This window comes from Stenotrophomonas sp. PI_27, assembly GCF_027854495.1.
Lineage (GTDB): Bacteria > Pseudomonadota > Gammaproteobacteria > Xanthomonadales > Xanthomonadaceae > Stenotrophomonas > Stenotrophomonas pavanii.
In genome coordinates, this window is the sequence record NZ_JAJNOF010000007.1 from 15748 (window position 1) to 40915 (window position 25168).

General features: G+C 68.0%; 18 protein-coding genes. 10 read left to right on the forward strand and 8 right to left on the reverse strand.

Annotation, left to right across the window (positions count from 1 at the left end; all coding sequences use genetic code 11):
- Nucleotides 1–361: 361 nt before the first annotated feature.
- Nucleotides 362–1966, forward strand: a complete 1605-nt coding sequence (locus LRM18_RS10810) for a membrane protein (RefSeq protein WP_049467574.1) — start codon at nucleotides 362–364, stop codon at nucleotides 1964–1966.
- Nucleotides 1967–2096: 130 nt separating this feature from the next.
- On the opposite strand, the gene LRM18_RS10815 is transcribed toward LRM18_RS10810, so the two are convergent.
- On the reverse strand, nucleotides 2097–2807 hold the full coding sequence (locus tag LRM18_RS10815) for a glutathione S-transferase (protein WP_154331085.1): 711 nt from the start codon (nucleotides 2805–2807) through the stop codon (nucleotides 2097–2099).
- 168 nt (nucleotides 2808–2975) lie between these two features.
- Between LRM18_RS10815 and LRM18_RS10820 the strand changes: the two genes are divergently transcribed.
- The 3 genes from LRM18_RS10820 (at nucleotide 2976) to LRM18_RS10830 (ending at nucleotide 7203) form a co-directional block, all read left to right on the forward strand.
- Nucleotides 2976–3797 (forward strand): DUF3014 domain-containing protein, encoded by an 822-nt coding sequence (locus LRM18_RS10820; protein WP_270954366.1) that lies wholly within the window; start codon nucleotides 2976–2978, stop codon nucleotides 3795–3797.
- Nucleotides 3798–3978: 181 nt separating this feature from the next.
- Complete coding sequence (clpB, locus tag LRM18_RS10825) at nucleotides 3979–6564, forward strand: ATP-dependent chaperone ClpB (RefSeq protein WP_270954368.1); 2586 nt, start codon at nucleotides 3979–3981, stop codon at nucleotides 6562–6564.
- 93 nt (nucleotides 6565–6657) lie between these two features.
- Nucleotides 6658–7203 carry a hypothetical protein gene (locus LRM18_RS10830; protein WP_210240849.1) on the forward strand — a complete coding sequence of 182 codons (546 nt, stop codon included), beginning with the start codon at nucleotides 6658–6660 and terminating at the stop codon, nucleotides 7201–7203.
- Nucleotides 7204–7242: 39 nt separating this feature from the next.
- Here LRM18_RS10830 and LRM18_RS10835 read toward each other — a convergent pair whose 3' ends face one another.
- From LRM18_RS10835 to LRM18_RS10845, 3 genes are all read right to left on the reverse strand, one after another.
- Complete coding sequence (locus tag LRM18_RS10835; RefSeq protein WP_270954371.1) at nucleotides 7243–8043, reverse strand: MipA/OmpV family protein; 801 nt, start codon at nucleotides 8041–8043, stop codon at nucleotides 7243–7245.
- Between the two features lie 140 nt (nucleotides 8044–8183).
- Entirely contained in the window at nucleotides 8184–9473 is a 1290-nt protein-coding gene (locus LRM18_RS10840; protein WP_057494718.1) for an ATP-binding protein, read from the reverse strand.
- Entirely contained in the window at nucleotides 9470–10207 is a 738-nt protein-coding gene (locus LRM18_RS10845) for a response regulator transcription factor (RefSeq protein ID WP_057494719.1), read from the reverse strand. Before LRM18_RS10845 ends, LRM18_RS10840 begins: the two co-directional genes overlap by 4 nt.
- A 180-nt stretch (nucleotides 10208–10387) precedes the next feature.
- Between LRM18_RS10845 and LRM18_RS10850 the strand changes: the two genes are divergently transcribed.
- Nucleotides 10388–11674, forward strand: a complete 1287-nt coding sequence (locus tag LRM18_RS10850; RefSeq protein ID WP_074725042.1) for an aminotransferase class V-fold PLP-dependent enzyme — start codon at nucleotides 10388–10390, stop codon at nucleotides 11672–11674.
- Nucleotides 11675–12085: 411 nt separating this feature from the next.
- Here LRM18_RS10850 and ybaL read toward each other — a convergent pair whose 3' ends face one another.
- Both ybaL and LRM18_RS10860 read right to left on the reverse strand, forming a co-directional pair.
- Nucleotides 12086–13783, reverse strand: coding sequence for a YbaL family putative K(+) efflux transporter (gene ybaL, locus LRM18_RS10855; protein ID WP_049467962.1), 1698 nt, complete (start codon nucleotides 13781–13783; stop codon nucleotides 12086–12088).
- A gap of 200 nt (nucleotides 13784–13983) precedes the next feature.
- A complete protein-coding gene (locus LRM18_RS10860; protein ID WP_064239065.1) occupies nucleotides 13984–16371 on the reverse strand; it encodes a TonB-dependent receptor in 2388 nt (795 codons plus the stop codon).
- A 334-nt stretch (nucleotides 16372–16705) separates the two neighbouring features.
- Between LRM18_RS10860 and LRM18_RS10865 the strand changes: the two genes are divergently transcribed.
- A complete protein-coding gene (locus LRM18_RS10865) occupies nucleotides 16706–18571 on the forward strand; it encodes an ABC-F family ATP-binding cassette domain-containing protein (protein WP_149901974.1) in 1866 nt (621 codons plus the stop codon).
- Between the two features lie 77 nt (nucleotides 18572–18648).
- Here LRM18_RS10865 and ampR read toward each other — a convergent pair whose 3' ends face one another.
- Nucleotides 18649–19515 (reverse strand): LysR family transcriptional regulator AmpR, encoded by an 867-nt coding sequence (gene ampR / locus LRM18_RS10870; RefSeq protein WP_049465574.1) that lies wholly within the window; start codon nucleotides 19513–19515, stop codon nucleotides 18649–18651.
- Between the two features lie 176 nt (nucleotides 19516–19691).
- Between ampR and blaL2 the strand changes: the two genes are divergently transcribed.
- From blaL2 to LRM18_RS10890, 4 genes are all read left to right on the forward strand, one after another.
- The gene (blaL2, locus tag LRM18_RS10875; RefSeq protein WP_270954381.1) at nucleotides 19692–20597 is read left to right on the forward strand and encodes a L2 family extended-spectrum class A beta-lactamase; all 906 of its coding nucleotides are present in this window, start codon (nucleotides 19692–19694) and stop codon (nucleotides 20595–20597) included.
- 84 nt (nucleotides 20598–20681) lie between these two features.
- Nucleotides 20682–21911, forward strand: coding sequence for a cation:proton antiporter (locus LRM18_RS10880; protein ID WP_206631978.1), 1230 nt, complete (start codon nucleotides 20682–20684; stop codon nucleotides 21909–21911).
- 104 nt (nucleotides 21912–22015) lie between these two features.
- Nucleotides 22016–23572: a glycosyltransferase family 39 protein gene (locus tag LRM18_RS10885; RefSeq protein ID WP_270954383.1), complete on the forward strand. Its 1557-nt coding sequence runs from the start codon at nucleotides 22016–22018 to the stop codon at nucleotides 23570–23572.
- Between the two features lie 60 nt (nucleotides 23573–23632).
- A complete protein-coding gene (locus tag LRM18_RS10890) occupies nucleotides 23633–24274 on the forward strand; it encodes a hypothetical protein (RefSeq protein ID WP_103282493.1) in 642 nt (213 codons plus the stop codon).
- Nucleotides 24275–24373: 99 nt separating this feature from the next.
- On the opposite strand, the gene LRM18_RS10895 is transcribed toward LRM18_RS10890, so the two are convergent.
- A complete protein-coding gene (locus LRM18_RS10895) occupies nucleotides 24374–25111 on the reverse strand; it encodes a DUF3011 domain-containing protein (protein ID WP_270954386.1) in 738 nt (245 codons plus the stop codon).
- Nucleotides 25112–25168: the final 57 nt, after the last annotated feature.

Sequence of the window (25168 nt, forward strand, 5' to 3'; positions counted from 1 at the left end):
TACAGCAGCCGAGCATGGGCCCGGCACTGCAGCGAGAGCCTGGCTTGGCTTTGGATCTTTTGATGTTCTTCCGTGGCTGGCACGCGCAGGAAACTGTCAGGGGCCGGTCGGGATGGGCTGCGCAGGACCGTTGGCGCCATGGATGGCGCCATCGAGCCCCCCAAGGACGGGTTTACGGCGCGTCCTGCGCTGCCCACCCCGACCGGCCCAACGCGCAATGCCAGTCGACTGACAGTCGACTCTACCCGCGACCAGCCACGCGGGGCCCGCCGTCCGCTGGAACCCATCATTCCACCGCGGAATTGGCGCCCGGGCCCTGCTGGGCCTACCATCGGCGCTCCCCACCCCCTCCGCCCCTTCCATGTCCGCTCCCGCTTCCGCCGCACCGCGTCGCTGGTTCGTCGCCGGCGACTTCAATGGCTTCTTCGGCCTGGTCGTCGACAACCTCTCCATCCTCGGCTTCATCGCCATGGCCCTGGTCGGGATCTTCCAGTTCCCCGCCGACGTGGTGTTCGGCCGCATGTTCCCCGGCACGGCCTTCGGCGTGCTGGTCGGCAACCTGCTGTACACGCTGATGGCGCGTCGGCTGGCTGCGCGTACCGGCCGCGACGATGTCACCGCCATGCCGCTCGGCCTGGATGCTCCCACCAGCATCGGCATGGCCCTGCTGGTGCTCGGCCCGGCCTTCATCGCCTTCAAGCAGCAAGGCATGGATCCGCATGCCGCAGGCATCGCCACCTGGCAGCTGGGCATGGCCGCGCTGGTCATCATGGGCGTGCTCAAGTTCGTGCTGTCGTTCTTCGGCGAAGCAGTCACCCGCGCGCTGCCGCGTGCGGCGCTGCTGGGCTCCATTGCCGGCATTGCGCTGGTGCTGATGGGCCTGCTGCCGCTGCTGGAAACGCTGCGCTCGCCGCTGGTCGGCTTCACCACGCTGGGCCTGCTGCTGTATGTGCTGATCGCCAAGGGCAAGTTGCCGGTGCGTGGTCCGGGCGTGCTGCTGGCCTTCGTGTTCGGCACCGTGCTGTATTACGGCCTCGGCCTGGCCGGGCTGGGCGCGCCCGGCTTCCATGTGCCGGAGTGGGTGCCGCCGCAGGTGGTGCTGCCGCTGCCGACGCTGGGCTTCCTCGACGGCCTGCCCACCGCGATGACCTACCTGCCGCTGCTGCTGCCGTTCGGCCTGCTGATGGTGGTCGGCGGCATCAACGTCTCTGAAAGCGCGCGTGCGGCCGGTGATGACTATCGCACCCGCGACATTCTGCTGGTGGAAGCGGTGGCCACGCTGGTGGCCGGCATCTGCGGCGGCGTCGCGCAGACCACACCGTACATCGGCCAGCCAGCGTACAAGCACATGGGCGCGCGCAGCGGCTACACGCTGCTGACCGGCCTGTTCGTCGGTATCGGCGGCATGCTCGGCATCATCTCCGGGCTGGTGCAATGGCTGCCGCTGGCGGTGCTGGCGCCGATCATCGTGTACGTGGCCATCGACATCACCACCCAGGCCTTCCAGGCGACGCCGCGTCACCACACCGGCGCGATGGTGTTCGGTTTCCTGCCGTCGGTGGCTTACCTGCTGGCGATCAAGGCGCCCGGCTGGATCGCACCGGACCAGCTGCCGCAGCTGCTGACCAAGCTTGACGGCCACGGTCTGCCGGAGCTGGCGGTGATCTTCACCCTGGGCAATGGCTTCATCATCACCTCGATGCTGTGGATCTCGGCCGTGGCGGCGATGGTCGATGGCCGCCTGCGCCGTGCCTGTGGCGTCCTGCTGGTGGCCGCCGGGCTGACCCTGTTCGGCCTGATCCATTCGGTGGATCCGCGCGGTGGCATCTACCTGCCATGGGACCTGGACGGCCTGGCGCGCATCATCAGCTGGCAGTTTGCCGGTGCCTATGTGGCGTTGGCACTGCTGCTGGGGTTGTTGTCGCTGCAGAAACAGCCGGTGCAGCCGCTGGGTGGGAACAGCTGACCCCCCCGGTAGTGCCGGCCGCTGGCCGGCACCGTCGTGGGCTTCGGGCGAATGGTGCAGCTGCCGGCCAGCGGCCGGCACTACCTGTGGGCTTCGGGCGGAGGGTGCAGCTGCCGGCCAGCGGCCGGCACTACCGTTCGGCGTCCAGTTCGGGGTAATGGCGGAAGATGCCGTTGGTGTTGAACGGCAACCGCCGCTCCGACGCCAGATAGGCGGCGATGTTCGGTCGCTTCGCCACCCGCTCCTGCAACGCCCGCAGCAGGGGCACGGTAGGGCCGAGCGCCTGCATGCGCTGCGGGAACATGTAGTCCAGCCCGCTCAGCAGCTGGAACAGCGACAGATCGACATACGAATGCTCGCGCAGGGCATGGCGGCCACCGTTGGCGGCCAGCACCTGTTCGAAGTAGCCGAGGAACTTCGGCAGGCGCTCGCTGCGCAGTGACGCGGCACGTGCCTTGGCTTCGGTCTTCTGCTCTTCGTAGTACTTCGACGCGGCAATCGGATGGTGGGTGTCATGCACCTCGGCCACCAGATCCGCGATGGTCAGCTGCAGTTGCAGCGCCTGCATCCGCCGCGATGCGGCCTGCGGCACCAGGTCCAGCGTCGGGCCAAGGAAATCCAGGATCGCGGCGACCTGCGCGATGACCTGGCGACCGGCCTTCAGGAACGGCGGCGCGAAGGGCTGTGCGCCTTCGCTGCGGCCCTCCAGGAACGACTGCATCACTGCATCGCCGTGCACCCGCGCCATGTCGATGTAGTCGGCGCCGGCGTCTTCCAGCGCCAGCCGCACGAACTCGCCACGGCCCTGGATGCCGGTCCAGTAATACAGCGCGTACTGCATGGTGGTGCCTCCACAGTGCAAGGCGTACAGCCTCGCGCGAAGCATGCAAAGCAGGCGTGAGCGCGACACGGGTGCAGGCGAACCCCAACGGCAGCGGAACAGGCGGGGAACCCGTTGCAACCGTGGGGGTCACACCCTTTCCATGCGTGTGATACGAGGTGCTGCATCATGCAGAGCGGAAAGGCGGTCTGGCCCTGGGTGTTGGGTATGGTGGTGATCGGTGGCGCGGGCGGCTGGTTGTTCCGCGATCAGCTGAAGCACATGGCAGACGGTGTTGCGGTACCCGTGCAATCAACCCCCGCCAGTACCGGCGCGCCGCCACAACCGCAGGCGGCCGCGCAGCCCGCGCCGGCACCACCGCCGATCAGGCATCCGCTGGATACCGAGGCCGCGGCTGACCCGGCGCTGCCGACGCTGGCCGACAGCGATGCGGCCGCCTGGGGCGCATTGAGCCAGCTGTTCCAGGGCGAGGGGCCACTGACCCTGCTGCTGCGCGACCACCTGATCCAGCGCCTGGTTACCCAGCTCGACAACCTGGACACGCCCAGCGTGCCGCCGACCGCGCTGGCCGCGCGACCGCTGCCGGGCAGCCTGCAGGTCGAACCCGCCGAGGGCGGCGAACGCATCGCCGCCAGCAACGCGGCGCGCTACGCGCCCTACGTGCAGGCCTTCACCGCGCTCGACCCGGCGGCAACGGCCACCGCCTACAAGCGCTTCTATCCGCTGATCCAGCAGGCCTACGTCGACCTGGGCCGGCCCGAGGGTTACTTCAACGACCGTCTGGTAGCAGTCATCGACCACCTGCTGGAGACCCCGGAACTGGCGCAGCCCCCGGCGGTGCAGCGCGATGCGCGCGGCCGCTACCGCTTTGTCGATCCCACCCTGCAGTCGCGCTCGGTCGGCCAGAAGGCGCTGCTGCGCATGGACGCAGCCCAGGTGCATGCGGTCAAGCAGCAGCTGCGGGCGATCCGCACCGCGATCACCCGCTGAGCCGGTCCGCCGCCCCGGACTGATCGGGATCAACGCGCCGACCACACCCGCTCCGGCATGCTGGCCGCAGGCTGACTGGCCCCGGGGTGCAGTCGCAGCCACCCTTGAAACCGGGTGGGGCAACCGCATCTTTCCAGCATTGCCGGCCCAGGCCGGCCCTGATGACCGATGAGGATTCGCAATGCGGATGGACAAGCTCACCTCGCGTTTCCAGCAGGCGCTGGCAGACGCACAGTCGTTGGCCGTGGGCCGCGACAACAGCATCATCGAACCGGTCCACCTGTTCAGCGCGCTGCTGGACCAGCAGGGTGGCAGCACGCGCCCACTGCTGGCCCAGGCCGGGGTGAACGTGCCGGTGCTGCGCGAGCGCCTGACCGAGGCGCTGGACGCACTGCCCAAGGTATCCGGCCAGGCCGGCAACGTCTCGATGGGCAACGATCTGGGGCGCCTGCTGAACCAGACCGACAAGCTGGCGCAGCAGCACGGGGACGCCTTCATTGCCAGCGAGTGGTTCGTGCTGGCGGCGCTGGACGACGGCGGCACGCTGGGCATGGCGCTGCGCGCCGCCGGTGCCGACAAGACCCGCCTGCAGGCGGCGATCGACAAGCTGCGTGGCGGTGAGAACGTGCAGTCGGAGAATGCCGAGGAACAGCGGCAGGCGCTGGAGAAGTACACCATCGACCTGACCGCGCGTGCCGAGAGCGGCAAGCTCGACCCGGTGATCGGCCGTGACGAGGAAATTCGCCGCACCATCCAGGTGCTGCAGCGCCGGACCAAGAACAACCCGGTGCTGATCGGCGAGCCGGGCGTGGGCAAGACCGCGATCGTGGAAGGGCTGGCCCAGCGCATCATCAACGACGAAGTACCCGAAGGCCTGCGCGGCAAGCGCGTGCTGTCGCTGGACATGGGCGCGCTGATTGCCGGGGCCAAGTTCCGCGGCGAATTCGAGGAGCGCCTGAAGGGTGTGCTCAACGACCTGGCCAAGAACGAAGGCCAGATCATCCTGTTCATCGATGAGCTGCACACCATGGTCGGCGCGGGCAAGGCCGACGGCGCGATGGATGCCGGCAACATGCTGAAGCCGGCGCTGGCACGCGGCGAGCTGCACTGCATCGGTGCGACCACGCTGGACGAATACCGCAAGTACATCGAGAAGGACGCTGCGCTGGAGCGCCGCTTCCAGAAGGTCTTCGTCGGTGAGCCGTCGGTGGAGGACACCATCGCGATCCTGCGCGGGCTGAAGGAAAAGTACGCCGTGCACCACGGGGTGGAGATCACCGACCCGGCCATCGTGGCCGCCGCCACGCTGTCCAACCGCTACATCACCGACCGCCAGCTGCCGGACAAGGCCATCGACCTGATGGACGAGGCTGCCTCGCGCCTGCGCATGGAGATCGACTCCAAGCCGGAGGAGCTGGATCGGCTGGAGCGCCGGGTGATCCAGTTGAAGATCCAGCGCGAGATGCTGAAGAAGGAGAAGGACGAGGCCTCGCGGCAGCGCCTGGCCGACCTGGAAAACGACATCGACGGGCTGGAGCGCGAGTTCTCCGACCTCAATGAAATCTGGAAGTCGGAGAAGGCCGCGCTGCAGGGCGCCACCAAGATCAAGGAACAGGTCGAGCAGGCCAAGCTGGAGCTGGAGGCCGCGCAGCGCCGCCAGGATTTCGCCAAGATGAGCGAGATCCAGTACGGCCTGTTGCCGCAGCTGGAAAAGCAGCTGGCCGCGGCCCAGGAAGCCGAGCACAAGGACTTCAAGCTGGTGCAGGATCGCGTGACCGACGAGGAGATCGCCGAGGTCGTATCGCGCTGGACCGGCATTCCGCTCAACAAGATGCTCGAAGGCGAGCGCGACAAGCTGCTGCGCATGGAAGAGGTGCTGCACAACCGCGTGGTCGGCCAGGAGGAAGCGATCAAGGTCGTCTCCGATGCGGTGCGCCGCTCGCGTGCAGGCCTGTCCGATCCGAATCGCCCGGCCGGCTCGTTCCTGTTCCTTGGCCCGACCGGCGTCGGCAAGACCGAGCTGTGCAAGTCGCTGGCCGAGTTCCTGTTCGACAGCGCCGACGCGATGATCCGCATCGACATGAGCGAGTTCATGGAGAAGCACAGCGTCGCCCGCTTGATCGGTGCGCCCCCGGGCTATGTCGGCTACGAGGAAGGCGGCTACCTGACCGAGGCGGTGCGTCGTCGCCCGTACTCGCTGATCCTGCTCGACGAAGTGGAGAAGGCGCATCCGGATGTGTTCAACATCCTGCTGCAGGTGCTGGACGATGGCCGCCTGACCGATGGCCAGGGCCGCACCGTGGACTTCCGCAACACCGTCATCGTGATGACCTCGAACCTGGGCTCGCACCAGATCCAGGACATGAGCGCCGACGACAGTCCGGAGGCCTACACGCAGATGAAGGCAGCGGTGATGGGCGTGGTGCAGGCGCACTTCCGTCCGGAGTTCATCAACCGCCTGGACGACATCGTGGTGTTCCACCCGCTGGACAAGCAGCAGATCAAGCAGATCGCGCGCATCCAGATGCGCGGGCTGGAGAAGCGCCTGGCCGAGCGCGGGCTGAAGCTGGCGGTCTCCGATGCGGCGTTCGACCTGCTTGGCAACGTCGGCTTCGATCCGGTGTACGGCGCGCGCCCGTTGAAGCGTGCGATCCAGTCGCAGCTGGAAAACCCGCTGGCGCAGCAGATCCTGTCCGGCGCCTTCGTCAACGGCGATACCATCGAAGTCGGCAACGACGGTGGTCGCCTGGTCTTCGCCAAGGCTTGAACCGGTGGCGCCCCGGCCATGGCTGGGGCGCCATCCGAGCCTTGGCAGCGCACGACGGTCCTGTTTCACTTTCGCAAGGATGAGGAGAACCGCATGGACGTTGCCCGCAGGGCTTCACTCTGCATGACGCTGGCGTTGGCTGCTGTTTGTGGACACGCTGCGGCCGCCGAACAGGTCCAGCTGCCGCCGATGAAGGGCTACCAGCAGGCCCACCAGAGCACCGACGCGCAAGGCAACCGCATCACCGAGTACGTGCCACAGGGCCAGACCGTGCACGACTGGACCGACATGGTCACCGTCAACGATGCGCCGAACAGTGGCCATGTGAGTCCCCGTGAGTTCCTCGGCATCATCGAGGCGGGGTGGCGCATCGCCTGTCCGGCGGCGCAGAGCCACTGGATCCGCGAAGGTGAAGAAGGGGGACGGCCCTTCGCCCTGCTGATGCTCGGCTGCCCGCAGAATCCGGGGACAGGCAAGCCCGAGTTCACCTGGATCAAGGGCATGCAGGGCAGGCAGGGCTTCCACACCGTGCAGAAGTCGTTCCGCTCCGAGCCGGAGAAGGAGGACGTCGTGCAGTGGATCGGCTGGCTGCGCGAGGTCGGGCTGTGCGGCAGCGGCGACGCGCCGGCCTGCCGCTGACCGCAGAAGGAAAGGGCGCCCAGCGGCGCCCTTCATGCATCAGAAGCGGTGGGTGTAACCGCTCATCAGCCCGAACTGGTTTGCCTTCTGCACGATCGGGCTGTCGGCCGCATCGCCGAGCAGGCGCGTGGCTTCGGCCGAGATGTACCAGTTGCCGTTGCGGCCGACGCGGTGGCTCCACTTCAGGCCGACACCGGCGCTGACCAGGCCGGCCTTCGGCGTGTGTTCGGCAAAGCCGGTGCGCGCCGCCTGTGCCGGACTGACGCCGTACCAGGTCTGCAGGTAACCGCGGTTGCCGTAGTCGGTGGAGACGCTGGCGCTGACCACGCCGCCGGCCAGGTCGAACAGCGGCAGGGTCAGGTTCAGATGGATCTGCTGGGTGGCCAGGCCATTCTCGGCCTTGTCCTCATCCTTGCGGGTGAACTGCCAGGAGCCGCTCAGCACGGCTTCGCCCAGCGTATAACCCGCCGAGACGCCGACCAGGGGACGGGCATCGATATCACCCATGCCGCGCAGGAAGTCGGAACCGCCAAGCAGCGAGTCCTTGTCCTTGCGGATACCACTGGCACCCACATAGGCCCGCACGCGGGTGTGCTCGCCGAGGGAGGTGCCCCAGCCGATGCCACTGGTGCCCAGAAACCAGCCCCCCGGCGCGGTGGCATCGAACGACAGCGAGGGCGTTGCACGATACTCCTCACTGCCGCTGTAGCGTGGTGCCACGCCGCCCCCGGCGGCGAGCTCGAAGGTCCAGTGGTCATCCTTGGCGTAAGCGATCGGGGCGGCGAACACCGGCAGCAGGGCCAGGCAGAGCAGGGCAGGGGAACGGCGAAGCGGGGACATGGAAACTCTCGACAATGGGAGGAAAGCAGCACGCGCATCCGGCGCGCGCTGCAGGGTTGCCAGCGTGGCGATACGCCGGCGACCGATCCGTCCGCAGTTGTGCGGGAGTTGTAACCAACTGTAAGCGCGCCCGTGGGCGTTCAGCTGGCAGCCAGCGGCCAGTGCATTTCCAGGCGTGCGCCGCCAAGGGTGGCGCGGCCGATGCGCAGCTCGCCGTGGTGGCGCGCGGCGATGCGGCCGACGATTGCCAGGCCCAGGCCGAAGCCGCCGGTGTCGCGGCTGCGGCTGTCATCCAGTCGGGTGAACGGGCGGACCACCTTCTCACGGTCGGCCTCGGCGATGCCGGGGCCATCGTCGTCCACGCGCAGGCAGGCGCGTCCGCCCACACCGACCAGCGACACCTCCACCTGCGAGCGCGCGTGGCGCAGCGCATTGCCGACCAGGTTGCTCAGCGCCAGCTGCAGCAGGCGTGGCTCGGCATCCACCCGTGGCAACGCACTGGGCTGCACGCGCAGCACCAGGCCGGCGCGTTCGGCATCACGGCGCGCATCGGCCAGGCAGGCCTGCAGCCAGTCATTGGCTTCGATACGCTGCATCGGCTCGCCTTCGCTGGGATGCTCCAGCCGTTCGTAGGCCAGCAGTTCGCTGACCAGCCGGTTGAGTTCGGCCAGGTCGCCATGCAGCCCCTCCGCCAGTCGCGCGCGGCGTTCGCGATCATCACTGTCCTGCATCAGGTCCAGGCCGAAGGCCACGCGCGCGATGGGCGTGCGCAGTTCGTGCGAAATGGCATGCGTGAGATCGCGCTGGCGCTGCACCAGTTCGGCCACGCGCGCGGCCATGCGGTTGGAATGGTCGACGATGACGCGGATCTGCGAGCGCGGCGAGACCTGTGCGCGTGCCTGCAGATCACCGGCACCGATGCGGTCGGCATGCAGGCGCAACGCTTCGAGATCGCGCCAGAGCAGGCGTACCCAGGCATACAGGCTGGCGCCCACCAGCAGCAGGATGCTGAGGTAGGCGGCGAGGGTCATGTACGTGGTCATCTGCACGGCCCCAGGCAGGCGCAGGTGCAGCCAGCGACCATCGACCCCCTCGATGGGCAGCAGGACCTGCTGGTACTGATCGCGCACGATGAAGCCATCGGCCTGCACGGCCGCCTGTTCCTGCCGATCGAGCGCGGGAGGACCGTCGAGCAGGGTCAAGGCAATGCCGTAGTGGGGTTGCCATTGCCGCAGGCGCTCACGCTGCTGGCCCGCGTCCAGGCCCGCAAGGCCGCTGCGCAGGGCGTACACCTGCCCGCGCACCTGCTGGACGAAAACGCGATCCTGCACGGGCGTGTAGATGCCATCCAGGATGTGGTTGAGGAAGAACACCGAGGCCAGGAAGCAGGCACCGGTGACGAACCACAGCCACAGGAACAGCCGCTTCATTCCGACCAGGCCGCAGGATTGAACTGGTAGCCGCGTCCCCACACGGTCTTGATGCGCCGCGGTTCGCGTGCGTCGTCACCGAGTTTGCGGCGCAGCTTGCCGATGCAGACGTCCACGCTGCGGTCCAGGCCGTCGAAGCCTATCCCGCGCACCGCCTGGAGGATCTGGTCACGCGAGAGGATCTGTCCGGGCTGGCTGGCCAACAGCCACAGGATCTCGAATTCGGTGGTGCCCACGTCCACCACCGCGCCGTGCAGGTGCACTTCGCGCTGCATGCGATCGATCAGCAGTTGCCCGTGCATCAGCCGGCTGGGCGTGCCGGTAGTGCTGCTGCCATGGCGGCGGCGCAGCAGGGCGCGCAGGCGGGCCAGCAGCAGGCGCGGCTCGATCGGCTTGTGCACATAGTCATCGGCACCCGACTCCAGGCCCAGCACCTGTTCGATGTCGTCCTCGCAGGCGGTCAGCATCAGGATCGGCACATCGGAAAAGCTGCGGATCTGTCGGCACACATCGATGCCGCCCAGGCCGGGCAGCATCAGGTCCAGCACCACCAGCTCCGGCACGTGCTGGCGGCAGGCCGCGCCCGCAAGGTCACCGCGGGCCACATGCCGCACGGCAAAGCCATGTTCGTGGAGGTAATCGCTGACCAGTTCGGCCAGGCGGCGGTCGTCCTCCACCAGCAGCACCGAGGTGGGTGAGTGGCTGGGCGCAGGGGTCCAGGAAGATGGCTGCATGCGAGGGGCCTCCGTGCCCGGGCAGGAGCGCCCGGCGGCGAAGCCTAGCAACGGTCCATGACGACTGCCTGAATCGCGACCAACCTGATAACCGTGGGTACGGCCGTCATCGCCAGTGGCTTTCAGCAGCGGCCCGCGGCTGGCCTATGGTGGCCGTTTCCCCGGATGGAGCCTGGCCCGATGAGCGACCCGCAGTGGCAACTGGAAACCCTGGCCGTGCACGGCGGCTACCGTCCCGACCCGACCACCCGCGCGGTGGCCGTGCCGATCTACCAGACCGTGGCGTATGCGTTCGACGACACCCAGCACGGCGCCGACCTGTTCGACCTGAAGGTGCCCGGCAACATCTACACCCGCATCATGAACCCCACCACCGACGTGCTGGAACAGCGCCTGGCCGCGTTGGAAGGCGGCATCGGCGCGCTGGCGCTGGCCTCGGGGCAGGCCGCGATCACCTACGCCATCCAGACCATCGCCGAAGCCGGTGACACCATCGTCGCCTCCAGTGCGCTCTACGGTGGCAGCCTCAATCTGCTGGCGCACACGCTGCCGCAGTACGGCATCCAGGCGCGCTTCGCCGACCCGGCCGACCCGGCCGCGTTCGCCGCGCTGATCGACGAACGCACCAAGGCGGTGTTCGTCGAATCCATCGGCAACCCGCGCGGCAATGTCACCGACATCGCCGCCATCGCCGAGGTCGCGCATGCCGCCGGGGTGCCGCTGATCGTCGACAACACGGTGGCTACGCCCTTCCTGCTGCGCCCGTTCGAGCACGGCGCCGACATCGTGGTGCACTCGCTGACCAAGTACCTGGGCGGGCACGGCAACAGCCTGGGCGGCGCGATCATCGATTCCGGCCGCTTCGATTGGGCGGCACAACCCACGCGCTTCGCGCGGCTCAACCAGCCCGACCCCAGTTACCACGGCGTGGTCTATACCGAAGCGTTGGGGCCGGCGGCCTACATCGGCCGCGCGCGGGTGGTGCCATTGCGCAATACCGGCGCAGCGCTGTCGCCGTTCAATGCGTTCCTGCTCCTGCAGGGCATCGAGACCCTGGCCCTGCGCATGGAACGCATCAACGCCAATGCGCTGGCTGTGGCGCAGTTCCTCAAGGCGCACGCCAAGGTGGCCTGGGTGCGCTATGCGGGATTACCTGACGATCCCGAGCATGCCGCCGCGCAGCGCTACCTGCGCGGGCATGGGTCGGGCGTGCTGACCTTCGGCCTGCCCGGTGGCCGTGAAGCCGGCGCACGCTTCCTCGATGCGCTGAAGCTGTTCACCCGCCTGGTCAACCTGGGGGATGCGAAGTCGCTGGCGACCCACCCGGCCTCGACCACGCATCGCCAACTGGATGCCGCCGAACTGGCCAAGGCCGGGGTCAGCGAGGACACCGTGCGCCTGTCGATCGGCATCGAGCACATCGGCGACCTGCGCGCCGACCTGGAACAGGCCCTGGCCGGCGCCTGATAGCCACGCGCTTGGTCGTCATCGCCACAGGCGATCACCACGGGCCGAGCGATGCGTTACGGTGGAACTGCCTCTCCAAGGCAGTGGCAACGTGGCGATCCAGATCCCCGGTCGATGCGGGTCGACCGGGGATCTTTTTGTTTCCGGGGTCAGATCCGTTTTCCTGCGGAAAACGGATCTGACCCCAGGAGTATTTCCGATAGATCGCGGAAAACCGTCGAAGGCGGGCTGGGTCCGGTTGCGGGAGTGTCCGCGGCATGGATGCCGCGGCCAAGCCCCCATGGAAGGGTTTACGGCGTCTCCCGCAACTGGACCCATCCCGCCATTCCACGGGATGCCAGCTTTTGCTTCTGCCTTTGCCGTTGAAGTTGATTCAGCCGGTGCAGGGCTGCAAGCCCTGCCGCAGACCCCTCACACCACCGGGATGCTGTGCTGCCCCAGGTTCCGGTACGGCGGCGTCGACATGATCATCTCCGCCAGTGAATAGGCCAGCTCGCGCTCGGCCATCACCGTGCCATCGGCACCATGTTCCAGCAGATGCTTCACCTCGGCATCGCTGTGCGCACGCGCCAGCAGCGTCAGGTCCGGATTGATCGCCCGCAGCTTGGCCAGCGCTTCACCGGCTTCCAGCGGCTGCGGAATCGCCAGCACCGCGATCTTGGCCCGCTCCGGATGCGCCTCGGCCAGCACCCGGTCGGCCGCCGCACTGCCGCGGATCGCCGCCAGGCCCTTGGCGTGGGCTTCCTCGACGTGTTCCTTGTTGTCATCGATCACCAGCACCGGCACGCCACGGTCGCGCAGCACCTGCGCCAGTTCGCTGCCGACCCGGCCATAGCCGATCACGATGGCGTGGTCATGCAGGTCGCGCGACGGGCCGATCGCTTCGGGCGGCTCGGGTGCCTGCGGCGACTGCTCCTGCTTGGCCTGCCAACGGTCCAGCAGGCCGAACACCAGCGGGTTGAGCATGATCGACACCAGCGCGCCGGCCAGCACCAGCGACTGGCCTTCCTTCGGCAGGATCTGCAGGGCCACGCCGAGGCCGGCGATGATGAAGGCGAACTCGCCGATCTGCGCCAGGCTGGCCGAGATGGTCAGCGCGGTGCTGGTCGGGTGGCCGAAGGCACGCACGATGAAGAACGCCGCCGCCGACTTGCCGAACATGATGATGGCGACGGTGGCCAGCACCTGCCACGGATGCTGGACAAGGATGTTGGGGTCGAACAGCATCCCGACCGAGACAAAGAACAGCACCGCGAACGCGTCGCGCAGTGGCAGCGAATCATGCGCGGCCTTGTGGCTCAGCTCCGATTCGTTGAGCAGCATGCCGGCGAAGAACGCGCCCAGCGCGAACGAGACGCCGAACAGCATCGCCGAGCCGAACGCCACGCCCAGCGCGATCGCCAGCACGGACAGGGTGAACAGCTCACGCGAACCGGTGCCGGCGATGCGCTCGAGGATCCACGGGATGACCCGCCGGCCGACCACCAGCATCACCGCCACGAACAGGCCCAGCTGCACGAACGTCCAGCCGATGTCGGCCAGCACGCTGCCCAGCGAGTGCGATTCCTTGGACGCGTCCGGACCGAACACGCCGGCCATTACCGGCATCATCACCAGCGCCAGCACGCAGGCCAGGTCTTCCACGATCAGCCAGCCGACCGCGATCTTGCCGCGCATGGTTTCCAGCAGGCGGCGTTCCTCCATTGCCCGCAGCAGCACCACGGTACTGGCGGTGGCCAGCGAGAAACCAAAGATGACGCCATGGATGGCCGGCCAGCCCATCAGCGAGGCCACGCCCCAGCCGAGCAGGGTGGCGACCGCGATCTGGCCGATGGCGCCGGGGATGGCGATCGCCTTGACCGCCATCAGGTCCTTCAACGAGAAGTGCAGGCCGACGCCGAACATCAGCAGCATCACGCCCAGTTCGGCAAGCTGGTTGGCCAGTGCCTGGTCGGCGACGAAGCCGGGGGTGAACGGGCCTACGCAGATGCCAGCAACCAGGTAACCGACCAGGGGAGACAAGCGGAGCTTGTTGGCCAGCGCGCCGAAGATGAAGGCGAGCCCCAGGCCAACGGCAACGATGTTGATCAGGTCGGTGTCATGGTGCATCGGCACTCGCAGGCAATCGGGGGTATCCCGATTTTCACCGATGAGGCCAGATACGGCAAATCCGCCGGCCACGTGCCGTGGCCGGCGGATTTGCCCACGCATTCCTCTTCAACCCACGCCTTCGGCGCGCCCCTTCAACAAGAAGGGGCTCTCCTCCAGGCGCGGCCCGGGTTATGCCGGCCAGCGGCCGGCAGTACCCCTTACCAGGTGTACTTGATCCGTCCGTACACATACGCGCCGTTGAAGCCGAACGGCGAGTAGTTGCTGTACGGCAGCATGCCGAAGGTGGAGTTCTGCAGGTCTTCGGTGCGGTCCGGGTACTTGTCGAGCAGGTTGTCGGCGCCCACGGTGAGGGTCCAGTTGCTGCTCGGCTTGTAGCTGGCCGAGGCATCCACCACCCAGGCGTCGCCGTAGGTCTGGTCACGCAGCGCGGTGGCCGAGTTGCGCACGGTGAATTTGCCGTAGCGGGTGGCGGCCAGGCCCAGCTCCCAGTGGTCCGAACGCCAGGTGCCGCTCAGGATCGCCTTGTCGCGCGGGTAGCTGTCCTCGATGCGACCGATCTCATCACGGCCGATCAGCGACTGGGTCAGGCCCAGCGTACCGAATACCGCCGGGGTGCCGCCGACGCGGCGCACTTCGGTGTCGTTGTAGCTGTAGGCCGCGGTCAGCTCCAGGCTGCTGGCGGTGAACGGTACGGTGTAGCTGGAGACGAAGTCGACGCCACGGGTGCGCGTATCCAGGCCGTTGGTGAAGTAGGAGAACGCGGTCACCTGCGGCAGGCCCAGGGTGCCCAGCAGCGCGCTGGTGGCCGCGTTGGTGGTGATGCTGGACGACAACGCGATGCGGTCGTCAATGTCGATCTGGTAGGCATCGACGGTGATGTACAGGCGATCGACCGGCTGCAGCACCAGGCCCAGGCTGTAGGAGGTGGAGGTCTCGGCCTTCAGCGGCGAGGCGCCCAGCGCCTGCGCGGCCTGGCTGGTGGTCGGGAAGGTGCCGCGCTCGACGAATACGCCATTGAGGAACTGGCTGGTCACCGCCTGGTAGCCCTGCTGGGCCAGCGAGGGCGCGCGGAAGCCACTGGAGGCGGTGGCCCGCAGCGCCACCTTGTCGGTGAACGCGTAGCGCGCCGACAGCTTGCCCGAGAAGCGGTCGCCGAAGTCCGAGTAGTCCTCGTAGCGGCCGGTGATGCCGGCCGAGAACTTCTCGGTCAGGTCCGCTTCCAGGCCGGCGTAGACCGCGTAGTTGTGGCGGTCGGCATGCACTTCATTGGTCGGGGTGAAGCCCGCGAAGCCCTGCGCGCCGCTGCCGGTGTACGAGTTCAGTTCGCCCGGGTTCTGGTCCCACTTCTCCTTGCGGTACTCGCCGCCGAAGGACAGCGTGACCGGGTAGGCCAGGCCCCAGTCCAGCGACTTGGTCAGATCGGCATTGAAGATGTCCTGCTGGTACTTCAGCGTGCCGTCGTAGAACGAGCGCGGGCTGGTCGTACCGAGGCTGTAGTTGATGCTGTTGCGGGTGTGGAAGTCCAGGGTGTTCTCGCCGTGGTTCAGGCTCAGGTCCCAGGTCCAGCCGTTGTCGGTGTTGCCCTTGACCCCGGCCACCAGCGAGCGGTCCTTGGAATACTGGTTGATCTCCGGCACGTAGCCGTCCGGGTAGGTCTGCGCCAGCAGCGCGCTCTGCCCGCTGTGGTTGCGCGAACGGTAGAAGGCGAACGAGGTGATGTCGCGGTTGCTGAGCAGCGCGCTGGCGTAGCCGGTCACGTGGTCGCTGAAGTCGAAGCTGGCATTGGCCGAGGCCGCGGTGGCATCCACGCGCGGGTCGCCGACGATGAAGGTCTTCTGGCCGATGCTGGGGAAGTTGCCGGTGTTCGGCGTGGTGCCGCGGTACGGGCCGGCGCGGTTGCTCTCGTCCTGCTGGCTGATCTGGCCGGCCACGTGCACGCGGCCGCGGCCGTTGCCGAACTCGACGCCGGTGTCGCCGGACAGCTGGTACTTGTTGCCGTCGCCGGCCGAGTACTGGCCGTAGTCCACTGCCAGGCTGCCGCCACTGCCGCTGCCCTTGAGCACGATGTTGATGACGCCGGCGATGGCGTCCGAGCCGTACTGTGCCGAGGCACCGTCGCGCAGCACTTCCACGCGCTCGATCGCGGCGATCGGGATCGCGTTGATGTCCACCGCCGACGAGCCACGGCCGATGCTGCCGTTGACGTTGATCAGCGCCGAGGTGTGGCGGCGCTTGCCGTTGACCAGCACCAGCACCTGGTCCGGCGACAGGCCGCGCAGCTGCGCCGGGCGCACGCCGCTGGTGCCGTCGGTCAGCGCCGGGCGCGGGAAGTTCAGCGAGGGCAGGGCGCGCGACAGTGCGGTGGCCAGTTCACTGGTACCGGTGGACTGCAGCACTTCGGGGGTGATGATGTCGATCGGCGACTGCGATTCGGCGACCGTACGGTCGGCCACGCGGGTGCCGGTGACGATCACCGTGTCCAGGGTGTTGGCAGCGGTGCCGGCCTGCTGTGCAGCGGCGACGAACGGAGAGCCACCGAGTGCGACAGCGACGGCGGCGGCGATCAGGCGGGTCTTGCGGGTCATCGGGATGGGCTCCGGTTCGCGGGGGCGGCACCGGAATCGACATCACGAGCGTGAGGCGGACGGCGGTTGTTGCGGTGCGCAATACAGCAATTAACGGGATATTCAGTGCCTGTCAAATGCCAGGCGTCAGAAAAAACGTTGCAGCAGCAACCATTTAGCCCGGATCAGCGCTGGCAGGAAGGGACCCCGGGACGCGCGCGGCGGGGACGTGGGAGAGAGGAACGTCGGCCACTGCGCATCCCGGGACGCGTCAAGTATTCGTTAACGCTAGAATTGCGTCGCAGGAACAGTGCTCACCAGCACATTCCATCCGGTTATATGGACCCCTCCCCCGATGATCTCCCTTCGTAATTTCGCCTTGCGCCGCGGCGAGCGGCTGCTGTTGTCCAATGTCGACCTGACCCTGCACGCCGGTTACCGGGTGGGTGTGGTCGGCCGCAACGGTGCTGGCAAGTCCAGCCTGTTCGCGGCGGTGAAGGGCGAGCTGGAGGCCGACAAGGGTGACGTCGACCTGCCCGGCAAGGTGCGCATCGCCAGCGTGGCCCAGGAAACCCCGTCGCTGCCGGATCCGGCGCTGAGCTTCGTGCTGGGCGGCGATACCGAGGTGGCCGCGGTGCTGGCCGAAGAGGCCGAGGCGACCGCGCGCGAAGACTGGGAGGCGGTGGCCAACGCGCACACCAAGATGGCCGAGATGGGGGCCTACGACGCCGAAGCGCGTGCCGGCAAGCTGCTGCACGGCCTCGGCTTCCCTGCCGAGACGCACCACCGTGCGGTGTCCTCGTTCTCCGGCGGCTGGCGCGTGCGCCTGAACCTGGCCCGCGCGCTGATGATGCCCAGCGACCTGCTGCTGCTCGACGAACCGACCAACCACCTGGATCTGGACGCGGTGTACTGGCTGGAACAGTGGCTGCTGAAGTACCCGGGTACCCTGCTGCTGATCTCGCATGACCGCGAGTTCCTCGACAACGTGGCCACCCACACCCTGCACCTGCACGGCGGCGGCGCCAAGCTCTACCCGGGCGGCTACACCGATTTCGAGCGTCAGCGCGCCGAACAGCTGCGCCAGCAGCAGATCGCGCACGAGAAGGAACAGGCCGAGCGCGCCCACCTGCAGAGCTTCATCGACCGCTTCAAGGCGCAGGCCAGCAAGGCCGCGCAGGCGCAGAGCCGCATGAAGCGCCTGGCCAAGCTGGCCGGCACCGAAGCGGTGCGCGCCGAGCGCGAGTTCCGCATCGAGTTCGCGCCGCCGGCCAAGCTGCCGTTCTCGCTGATCCGCCTGAACCACGTCGAGGCCGGTTACGGCAAGGACGCGGTGATCCTGCACAACGTCGGCTTCGGCCTGGAAGCGGGACAGCGCATCGGCCTGCTCGGCCCGAACGGTGCGGGCAAGACCACCCTGGTGAAGACCCTGGTGGGCGAACTCGCACCGATCGTCGGCGAGCGCATGGCGCACCCGGACCTGAAGATCGGCTACTTCGCCCAGCACACGGTGGAATCGCTGCACGAAGGCCAATCGCCGATGGAGCATTTCCGCGAGATCGCCCCGGACGCACCGAACCAGTCCTTCCGCGATTTCCTCGGCAAGTGGAACTTCCCGGGCGATCGTGCATTCGAGCCGGTTGATGGCTTCTCCGGTGGCGAGCGCGCGCGCCTGGCGCTGGCGCTGATCGCCTGGCAGCAGCCGAACGTGCTGCTGCTGGACGAACCGACCAACCACCTTGACCTGGAAATGCGCGAAGCACTGGCCGAAGCGCTGGCCACCTTCGAAGGCGCGATCGTGATGGTCTCGCATGACCGCCACCTGATCGGCCTGGTCTGCGATACCTATTGGCGCGTGGCCGATGGTGTGGTTGAACCGTTCGATGGCGACCTGGACGCGTACGCCGCGTGGCTGCGCACCCGCCCGCAGGCGCAGGGCACCAAGGCGCGCATGGAGCAGGTGGAAGAGCCGGTGGTGGTCAAGACCGCACCGGTGGCGCAGGTGGTGCAGAAGAAGCCGGTGAACCCACACAAGCTGGCGGCTGCCGAGGCCAAGGTGGCCGAACTGGAGAGCGCGCTGGCCGAGCTCGACCGCCAGCTGGCCGATCCGGCCAACTACGCCGATGCGACCCGCATGGCGGTGATCGGACGTGACCGCGAAACCACCGCCGCGCAGCTGGAAAAAGCTGAGGCAACGTGGATGGAACTGCTGGAGTCCTGATCACGCAAAAAAGGGGACGGAGGGGATTAAGTCGTTTGTGCCACAAACGACTTAATCCCCTCCGTCCCCTTTTTTTGTCATGCGCCCTGCGCCTGCAGCCACTCGCGGAAGCGCTTGGCCGGCTCGCGTTCGGCGCGCGAACGCAATCGCGTCAGCCAGTAGCGGCCCAGCTCCAGCGTGGTGCCGAACGGCTGCAGCAGGCGGCCTTCGGCCAGTTCCTGCTCGAACATGCGCAGGGGCAGCAGCGCCACGCCGGCTCCCCCTGCGGCGGCCATCGCCACGGTCAGCGAGGAATCGAACACCGGCCCGCGCGCTTCCACACCGCTGACGCCGGCCGCCTGCAGCCAACGTGGCCATTCGTCGCTGCGGTAGGAGCGCAACAACGGCAGTGTGGCCAGGTCGCGCGGCTGCTTCAGCCGCCGCGCCAATGCCGGTGCGCACAGCGGCGCGAACGGGGCATCCAGGATCGCCGTGCAGGCCTGTCCCTGCCAGTCGCCATCACCGAAGCGGATCGCCAGGTCCAGCCCTTCGCCGGCCAGGTCGATGCGGTTGTTGTGGGTCTGCAGGCGCAGTTCGATGTCCGGGTGCGCCGCCTCGAACGCGGCCAGCCGTGGCAGCAGCCAGCCGGTGGCAAAGGTACCCACCACGCCCAGCGTGAGTACTTCCCGGGCCGGCCCGCCGGTGTAGCGCGCAATGCTGGCGGAGATGCGTTCAAACGATTCGTTGAGCACCGGATACAGCGCCGCGCCCTCGTCGGTCAGCGCCACGCCGCGCGGCAGGCGATGGAACAGGCGGATGCCGAGCCGGTCTTCCAGGCCCCGGATCTGGTGGCTCAGTGCGGCCTGGCTGACGCACAGCTCCAGCGCGGCTCGGGTGAAGTTCTGGTGGCGGGCGGCCGCCTCGAACGCTCGCAGCGCGTTCAGTGGCAGGGTGGGGTGCAGCATCGGAGAGCCGTGAGCCAGGGTGATGGCTGATCCTACCCGTTCAATGAGGAATTTCGTAAATCTCAAACAGTTGATCGCGCCAGGCATGAGTTCAACTTATGGGTTGCCCTGATTTTTCGCGCTGGTCGGTCGCAGGGGAGGCGCCAATAATCGGGCAGTCCACCAGGAGAACCCCTATGCTCGCCCGTCGCCGATTCCTGCAGTTCAGTGGTGCTGCCGTTGCTTCCTCGCTGCTTGCCCCGGCGCTGGCGCGAGCTGTTTCCCCAGCGTCCGGCATACCCGCCGCCATTGCCGGCGCCGCCGATTTCGCCGCGCTGGAGAAAGCCAGCGGTGGCCGCCTGGGCGTCACCGTGCTGAATACCGGTAACGGCCGTCGCATCGGCGGGCATCGGCAAGATGAGCGCTTCCCGATGTGCAGCACGTTCAAGTCGCTGCTGGTTGCCCATGTGCTGAGCCTTGCCGATGCAGGCCGCGTTTCGCTCGACACCCGTGTGCCCATCGCCGGGAAGGATCTGCTGTCCTACGCCCCGGTGGCGCGCCGCCATGTGGGCAAGGACCTGACTGTCCGCGACCTGTGCCGGGGCACGCTGACCACCAGCGACAACACGGCGGCCAACCTGCTGCTGGAGGTGGTGGGCGGGCCGTCGGCGCTGACGGCATTCCTGCGCGGGCAGGGCGACAGCATTACCCGCACTGACCGCAACGAGCCGGACGTGAATCTGTTCGTGAAGGGAGACCCGCGCGATACCACCAGCCCGGCCGCGATGGCCACCAGCCTGGCCCGCTTCGCGGTGGGCAATGGCCTGCAGCCTGCATCGCGCCAGCAGTTCGCCGATTGGCTCATCGACAACCAGACCGGCGATGCCTGCCTGCGCGCCGGGCTGGGCACGCGCTGGCGGGTGGGGGACAAGACCGGCAGCAACGGCGATGACACGCGCAACGACATCGCCGTGCTGTGGCCGCATGCGGGCGGCGCGGCGTGGGTGGTCACCGCCTATCTGCAGGGCGCGTCGGTCGATGACGACCAGCGCGCAGCGGTGCTTGCACGGGTGGGCGCGCTGGCCGATGCAATGATTGGATGAGGTAACCGGGGTCATTCGAAATGGCTTGCCGGATCGGTCGGGCACGCGCATCCTGCGCGCGTTCGAACCCCACGGAAGACCCCGATGAGCCATGAGTTGATCTACCTGCTGCTGATCTTCGCGCTGCTGGTGATCCCGCGCGCGCTGCAGCGCTTCAGCCTGCCCGCACCGCTGACCTGCCTGCTGTTCGGCATCATCGGCATGCTGTGGCTGGGCGACCAGGCGCATGACGCGGTGATCGGCCTGCTGGCCACGCTGGGGATTTCCTCGCTGTTCCTGTTCGCAGGCCTGGAGGTGGATCTGCAGGCGCTGCGGCGCGGCATGTGGCCGTTGCTGGCGCATCTGGTGATCCGCAGTGCCACGCTGTTCGGGGTCGGCTGGTTGGCCTGGCGCTACGCGGGCCTGCCGTGGCAGGCGGCCGGACTGCTGGCGCTGGCACTGCTGACACCGTCCACCGGCTTCATCATGGACTCGCTGTCGCGGCTGGGCCTGAGCGAAGACGAGCGGTTCTGGGTCACCAGCAAGGCCATCGCCGGCGAACTGCTGGCGCTGGCGGCATTGTTCATTGTGCTGCAGGCCGGCGACCCGGGCCACATGGCGCTGTCCAGCCTGGCCCTGCTGGCGATGATGGTGGGCCTGCCGCTGCTGTTCATCGCGCTGGGACGCTGGGTGGCGCCGCACGCCCCCGGTTCGGAGTTCTCGCTGCTGGTGATGGTGGGCATGGTGGCCGCCTACATCACCTACCTGCTGGGCGTGTACTACCTGGTAGGCGCCTTCATCGCCGGCCTGGTCGCGCGCCTGCTACACCAGCGCATGCCGCTGCTGGCCTCGCACGAGAACCTGCACGCGCTGCGCCTGTTCGCCTCGTTCTTCGTGCCGTTCTACTTCTTCAACGCTGGCACCAAGGTGCCCAGCGAAGCGCTCAGTTTCGAGGCGCTGGGGCTGGGCATCGTGATCACCCTGGTGGTGCTGCCGCTGCGCATCGGCGTGGTCTGGCTGCAGCGCCGGGTGATGTTCGGCGAGAGCTTCCGCAGCAGCCTACGCGTCTCGCTGGCGCTGGCACCGACCCTGATCTTCACCCTGGTGCTGGCGGCGATCATGCGCGAGCGCTTCCAGATTCCGGCGGTGCTGTTCGGCGCGCTGCTGCTGTACGCCGCACTGACTACGCTGCTGCCGTCGCTGGTGTTCCGCACGCCGTTCGACGTCGACCCGGTCGAGCAGGAGCCGGCGGGCGAGGGCGGGATCGCACCGGTCGCGGCCACCGACGGCGGCCATGCCGAGCCGCTGAAGGCACCACTGCCACCGCCGGGCTGAGCCGCAGCCGCGTGCAGCGGCTTGCACTCCGGTGCGCCAACGCAGACACTGCGCGCCCGTGAAGCGCGCCCTGCCGTGGGCGGCCACCGTCAGGAGCAACAGGCGTGACCCAGGAAAGCAACCCAGACCGCAGCCTGTTGCCGGGCAAGATCCTGTTGTGGTTTTCGGCGGCCGCGCTGCTGATCCTGCTGGCCTGCAGCTGGTCGATGCCCCCGGTCGATGCCTCCGGTTTCCGGCAGACGCAGACTGCACTGTCGATCGACTGGTTGCTGCGCGGCGGCCCCTGGCTGGACTACGTGACCCCGGTGCTGGGCGCGCCCTGGTCGATTCCCTTCGAATTCCCGTTCTACCAGTGGTTGGCGGCGTTGCTGTCCAGCCTCACCGGCATGAGCGCCGACAACAGCGGGCGCCTGGTGTCTGCGCTCTTCCATGTCGGCTGCGTGTGGCTGGTCTACCGCACGCTGCTGGCGTGGCGCCCCGACCGCACGCTGGCGCTGTGCGTGGCCGGCGCGTTTGCCGTCTCGCCGTACGCGCAGTTCTGGGGGCGCTCGGTGATGATGGAGTCCAGCGCCGTGTTTTTCGGCCTGCTCTTTGTCTGGGCGATGGCGCGCCTGCGCAGCCAGCCGCGCGCGTGGGTGGGCGTGGTTGCCATCGTCGCCGCGGTGCTGTCGGCGGCCATCAAGGTCACCTCGTTCTTCGGCTTTGCCGCGTTCGTTGCGCTGGCCTTCCTGTGGCTGGCGCTGCGTGAACATGGCTCGCGCCCGCAGTGGCTGCGGCAGCATTGGCGCCTGCTGTTCTGGGGTGGCCTGTCCGCACTTGCCGTGCTGGCCACGCTCACCCTGTGGCTGCAGCATGCCGACGCGCTGAAGGCGCAGTCGGCGCTGGGCCGGCAGATCACCTCCGATGCGTTGTCCACCTGGAACTACGGCACCCTGCAGCAGCGCCTGGATCCGGCCACCTGGTGGGGCACGGTGTTCAAGAAGCGCTTCTCCGGTGCGATCGGCTCCAACTGGATCTTCCTCATCTTCGTCATCGCCGGGCTGTGGCAGAAGCGCACGCGCGCAGCGGTGGGGATCCTGCTGCTGGCCTACCTGGCGCCGTTCCTGGTCTTCACCAACCTGCACATCGCCCATCCCTACTACCAGGCGGCCAACATCGTGTTCGCCACCTCGATCATCGGCCTGGTGCTGTGGTCGACGGTGCTGGCGGCCGAAGCGGCAGGCAAGCCGCGCCGCGGCGTCGCGCTGGCGATCGTCCTGTGCGTGCTGTCGGTGGGCTTCGGCCTGGTGAAGTCGCTGAAGGACATCAGGGAAGCGCGCGAGCCGACAGCGGTTTCGCAGATCGCCGAGGTCATCCGTACCGGCACGACGGCGCAGGGCGTGGTGGTCGCGTTCGGGCAGGACTGGTCCTCCGAACTGCCGTACTTCTCCGGCCGCCGCGCGGTGATGATTCCAGACTGGGCGTCGGACGAGGTGCTCGCGTCGCTGGCCGCCGACGACGCGGCGCTGGGTGGGCTGCCGCTGGCCGCACTGGTCAACTGCCCCAGCCAGGTGGGAAGCAGCCCCGGACGCATGCAGTGGCAGGCGGAGATCATCCGCCGCTATGCCGCCGGTGGCCAGAAGCAGGAGATCGGCGGTTGCGAGGTCTGGCTGCACCGATGAGGTGACGTGGCCGGTGCGCAGGGTTTGCGCGCACCGGCCCGGGTCGTTAGGGTTGGGGGCATGAAACTGCCTGCCGTTGCTGCTGCTTCCGCCCTCCTGCTCACCCTTGCTGCCTGCTCGCAGCGTTCCGATTCGGTCGCCCATGATCTGGCGACCGCACCGGCCGATGCCTTCATGGCGGCCATCGCCGCGCATTGCGGCCAGGCCTTCGAGGGCCGGGTGGTGGAGGACACGCCGGCACCCACCGGCAAGGACCCATTCGCCGGCCAGCGCCTGGTCATGCATGTGCGCGGCTGTGCCGACCCGGCCCATGAGCTGCGGATCCCCTTCCATGTCGGTGATGACCATTCGCGTACGTGGGTGCTGACCCGTACCGAAAATGGCCTGCGCCTGAAGCACGATCATCGCCACCCGGATGGCAGCGCCGATGCGATCACCCTCTATGGCGGCGACAGCACGCCGCCGGGCACCGCCGAGCGGCAGCAGTTCCCGGCCGACACCGATTCCGTGGCGATGTTCCGTCGTGCCGACATGCGGGCCTCCACCTTCAACACCTGGGCGATGGAAATCGATCCGGACCAGACCTTCGTCTACGAGCTGACGCGACCGGAAGGCCGGCGCTTCCGCGTGAAGTTCGACCTGAGCAGGCCGGTCGACCTGCCGCCGCCACCGTGGGGCGACGAGAAGGCACCCGCACCCTGACCCCTGAAAGATCCCCAGTGGATCCACGCCATGCGTAGATGCGGGATACCTGACCGGGGTCAGAGCCCTGGCCGTCGGCCAGGGATCCGACCCCGGTGCTCAGCGCGCGCCGAAGCGCGCCCGGCAGCCGTTGCTCACCCACACCTGGCCGCGCGAATAGCCCCAGCTGCGGCCTTCCTGGCAGGCACTGCCGGACAGCTGCTGCTGCAGCACCGGCCGGCCCTGGCGCTCATCCCAGTCGCAGTTCTGCGTGCGGTTGTTGTTGCTGCTGCAGGTGATTGAATAATTGCTGTTGCCGCCGCCCCAGCCACCGCCGCCGCCGCCCCAGCCGCGGGCCTCGGCGAACTCGGCGCGGCAGCCGTTGCTGACCCAGACCGCGCCGTTGCGCACGCCCCAGGTGCGGCCTTCGTCGCAGGGGCTGCCGGAGAGCTGGCGGACCAGGCGGGCGTTGCGCCAGCCGACCGGGCAGCTGCGCTCACGGTTGCTCTGGCTCTCGCAGCGGATGGTTTCGCCGGGACGGCCGTTGCTGCCGCCCCAGCCACCGCCATTGCCGCCGCCCCAGCCGCCGCGGGCTTCAACGAACTCGGCGCGGCAGCCGTTGCTGACCCAGATGCTGCCATTGCGGCTGCCCCAGGTGCGGCCCTCGTCGCAGGCGCTGCCGGACAGCTGGCGGACCAGCTGCGCATTGCGCCAGCCGGTGCTGCAGACACGTTCTCGGTTGTTCTGGCTTTCGCAGCGGATCACCCCGTCCTGCGCAGCGGCCGGAGCGGAGGGCAGGGCGAGCACGGCCAGCGTGCTCAGGGTCACGGCCAGGCTGGCCAGGGACAACGATTTCATGGCGGCATCCCATACGGTGGCAGGTGGCCGACTATAGGGACCGGGGCGATCAAGCCG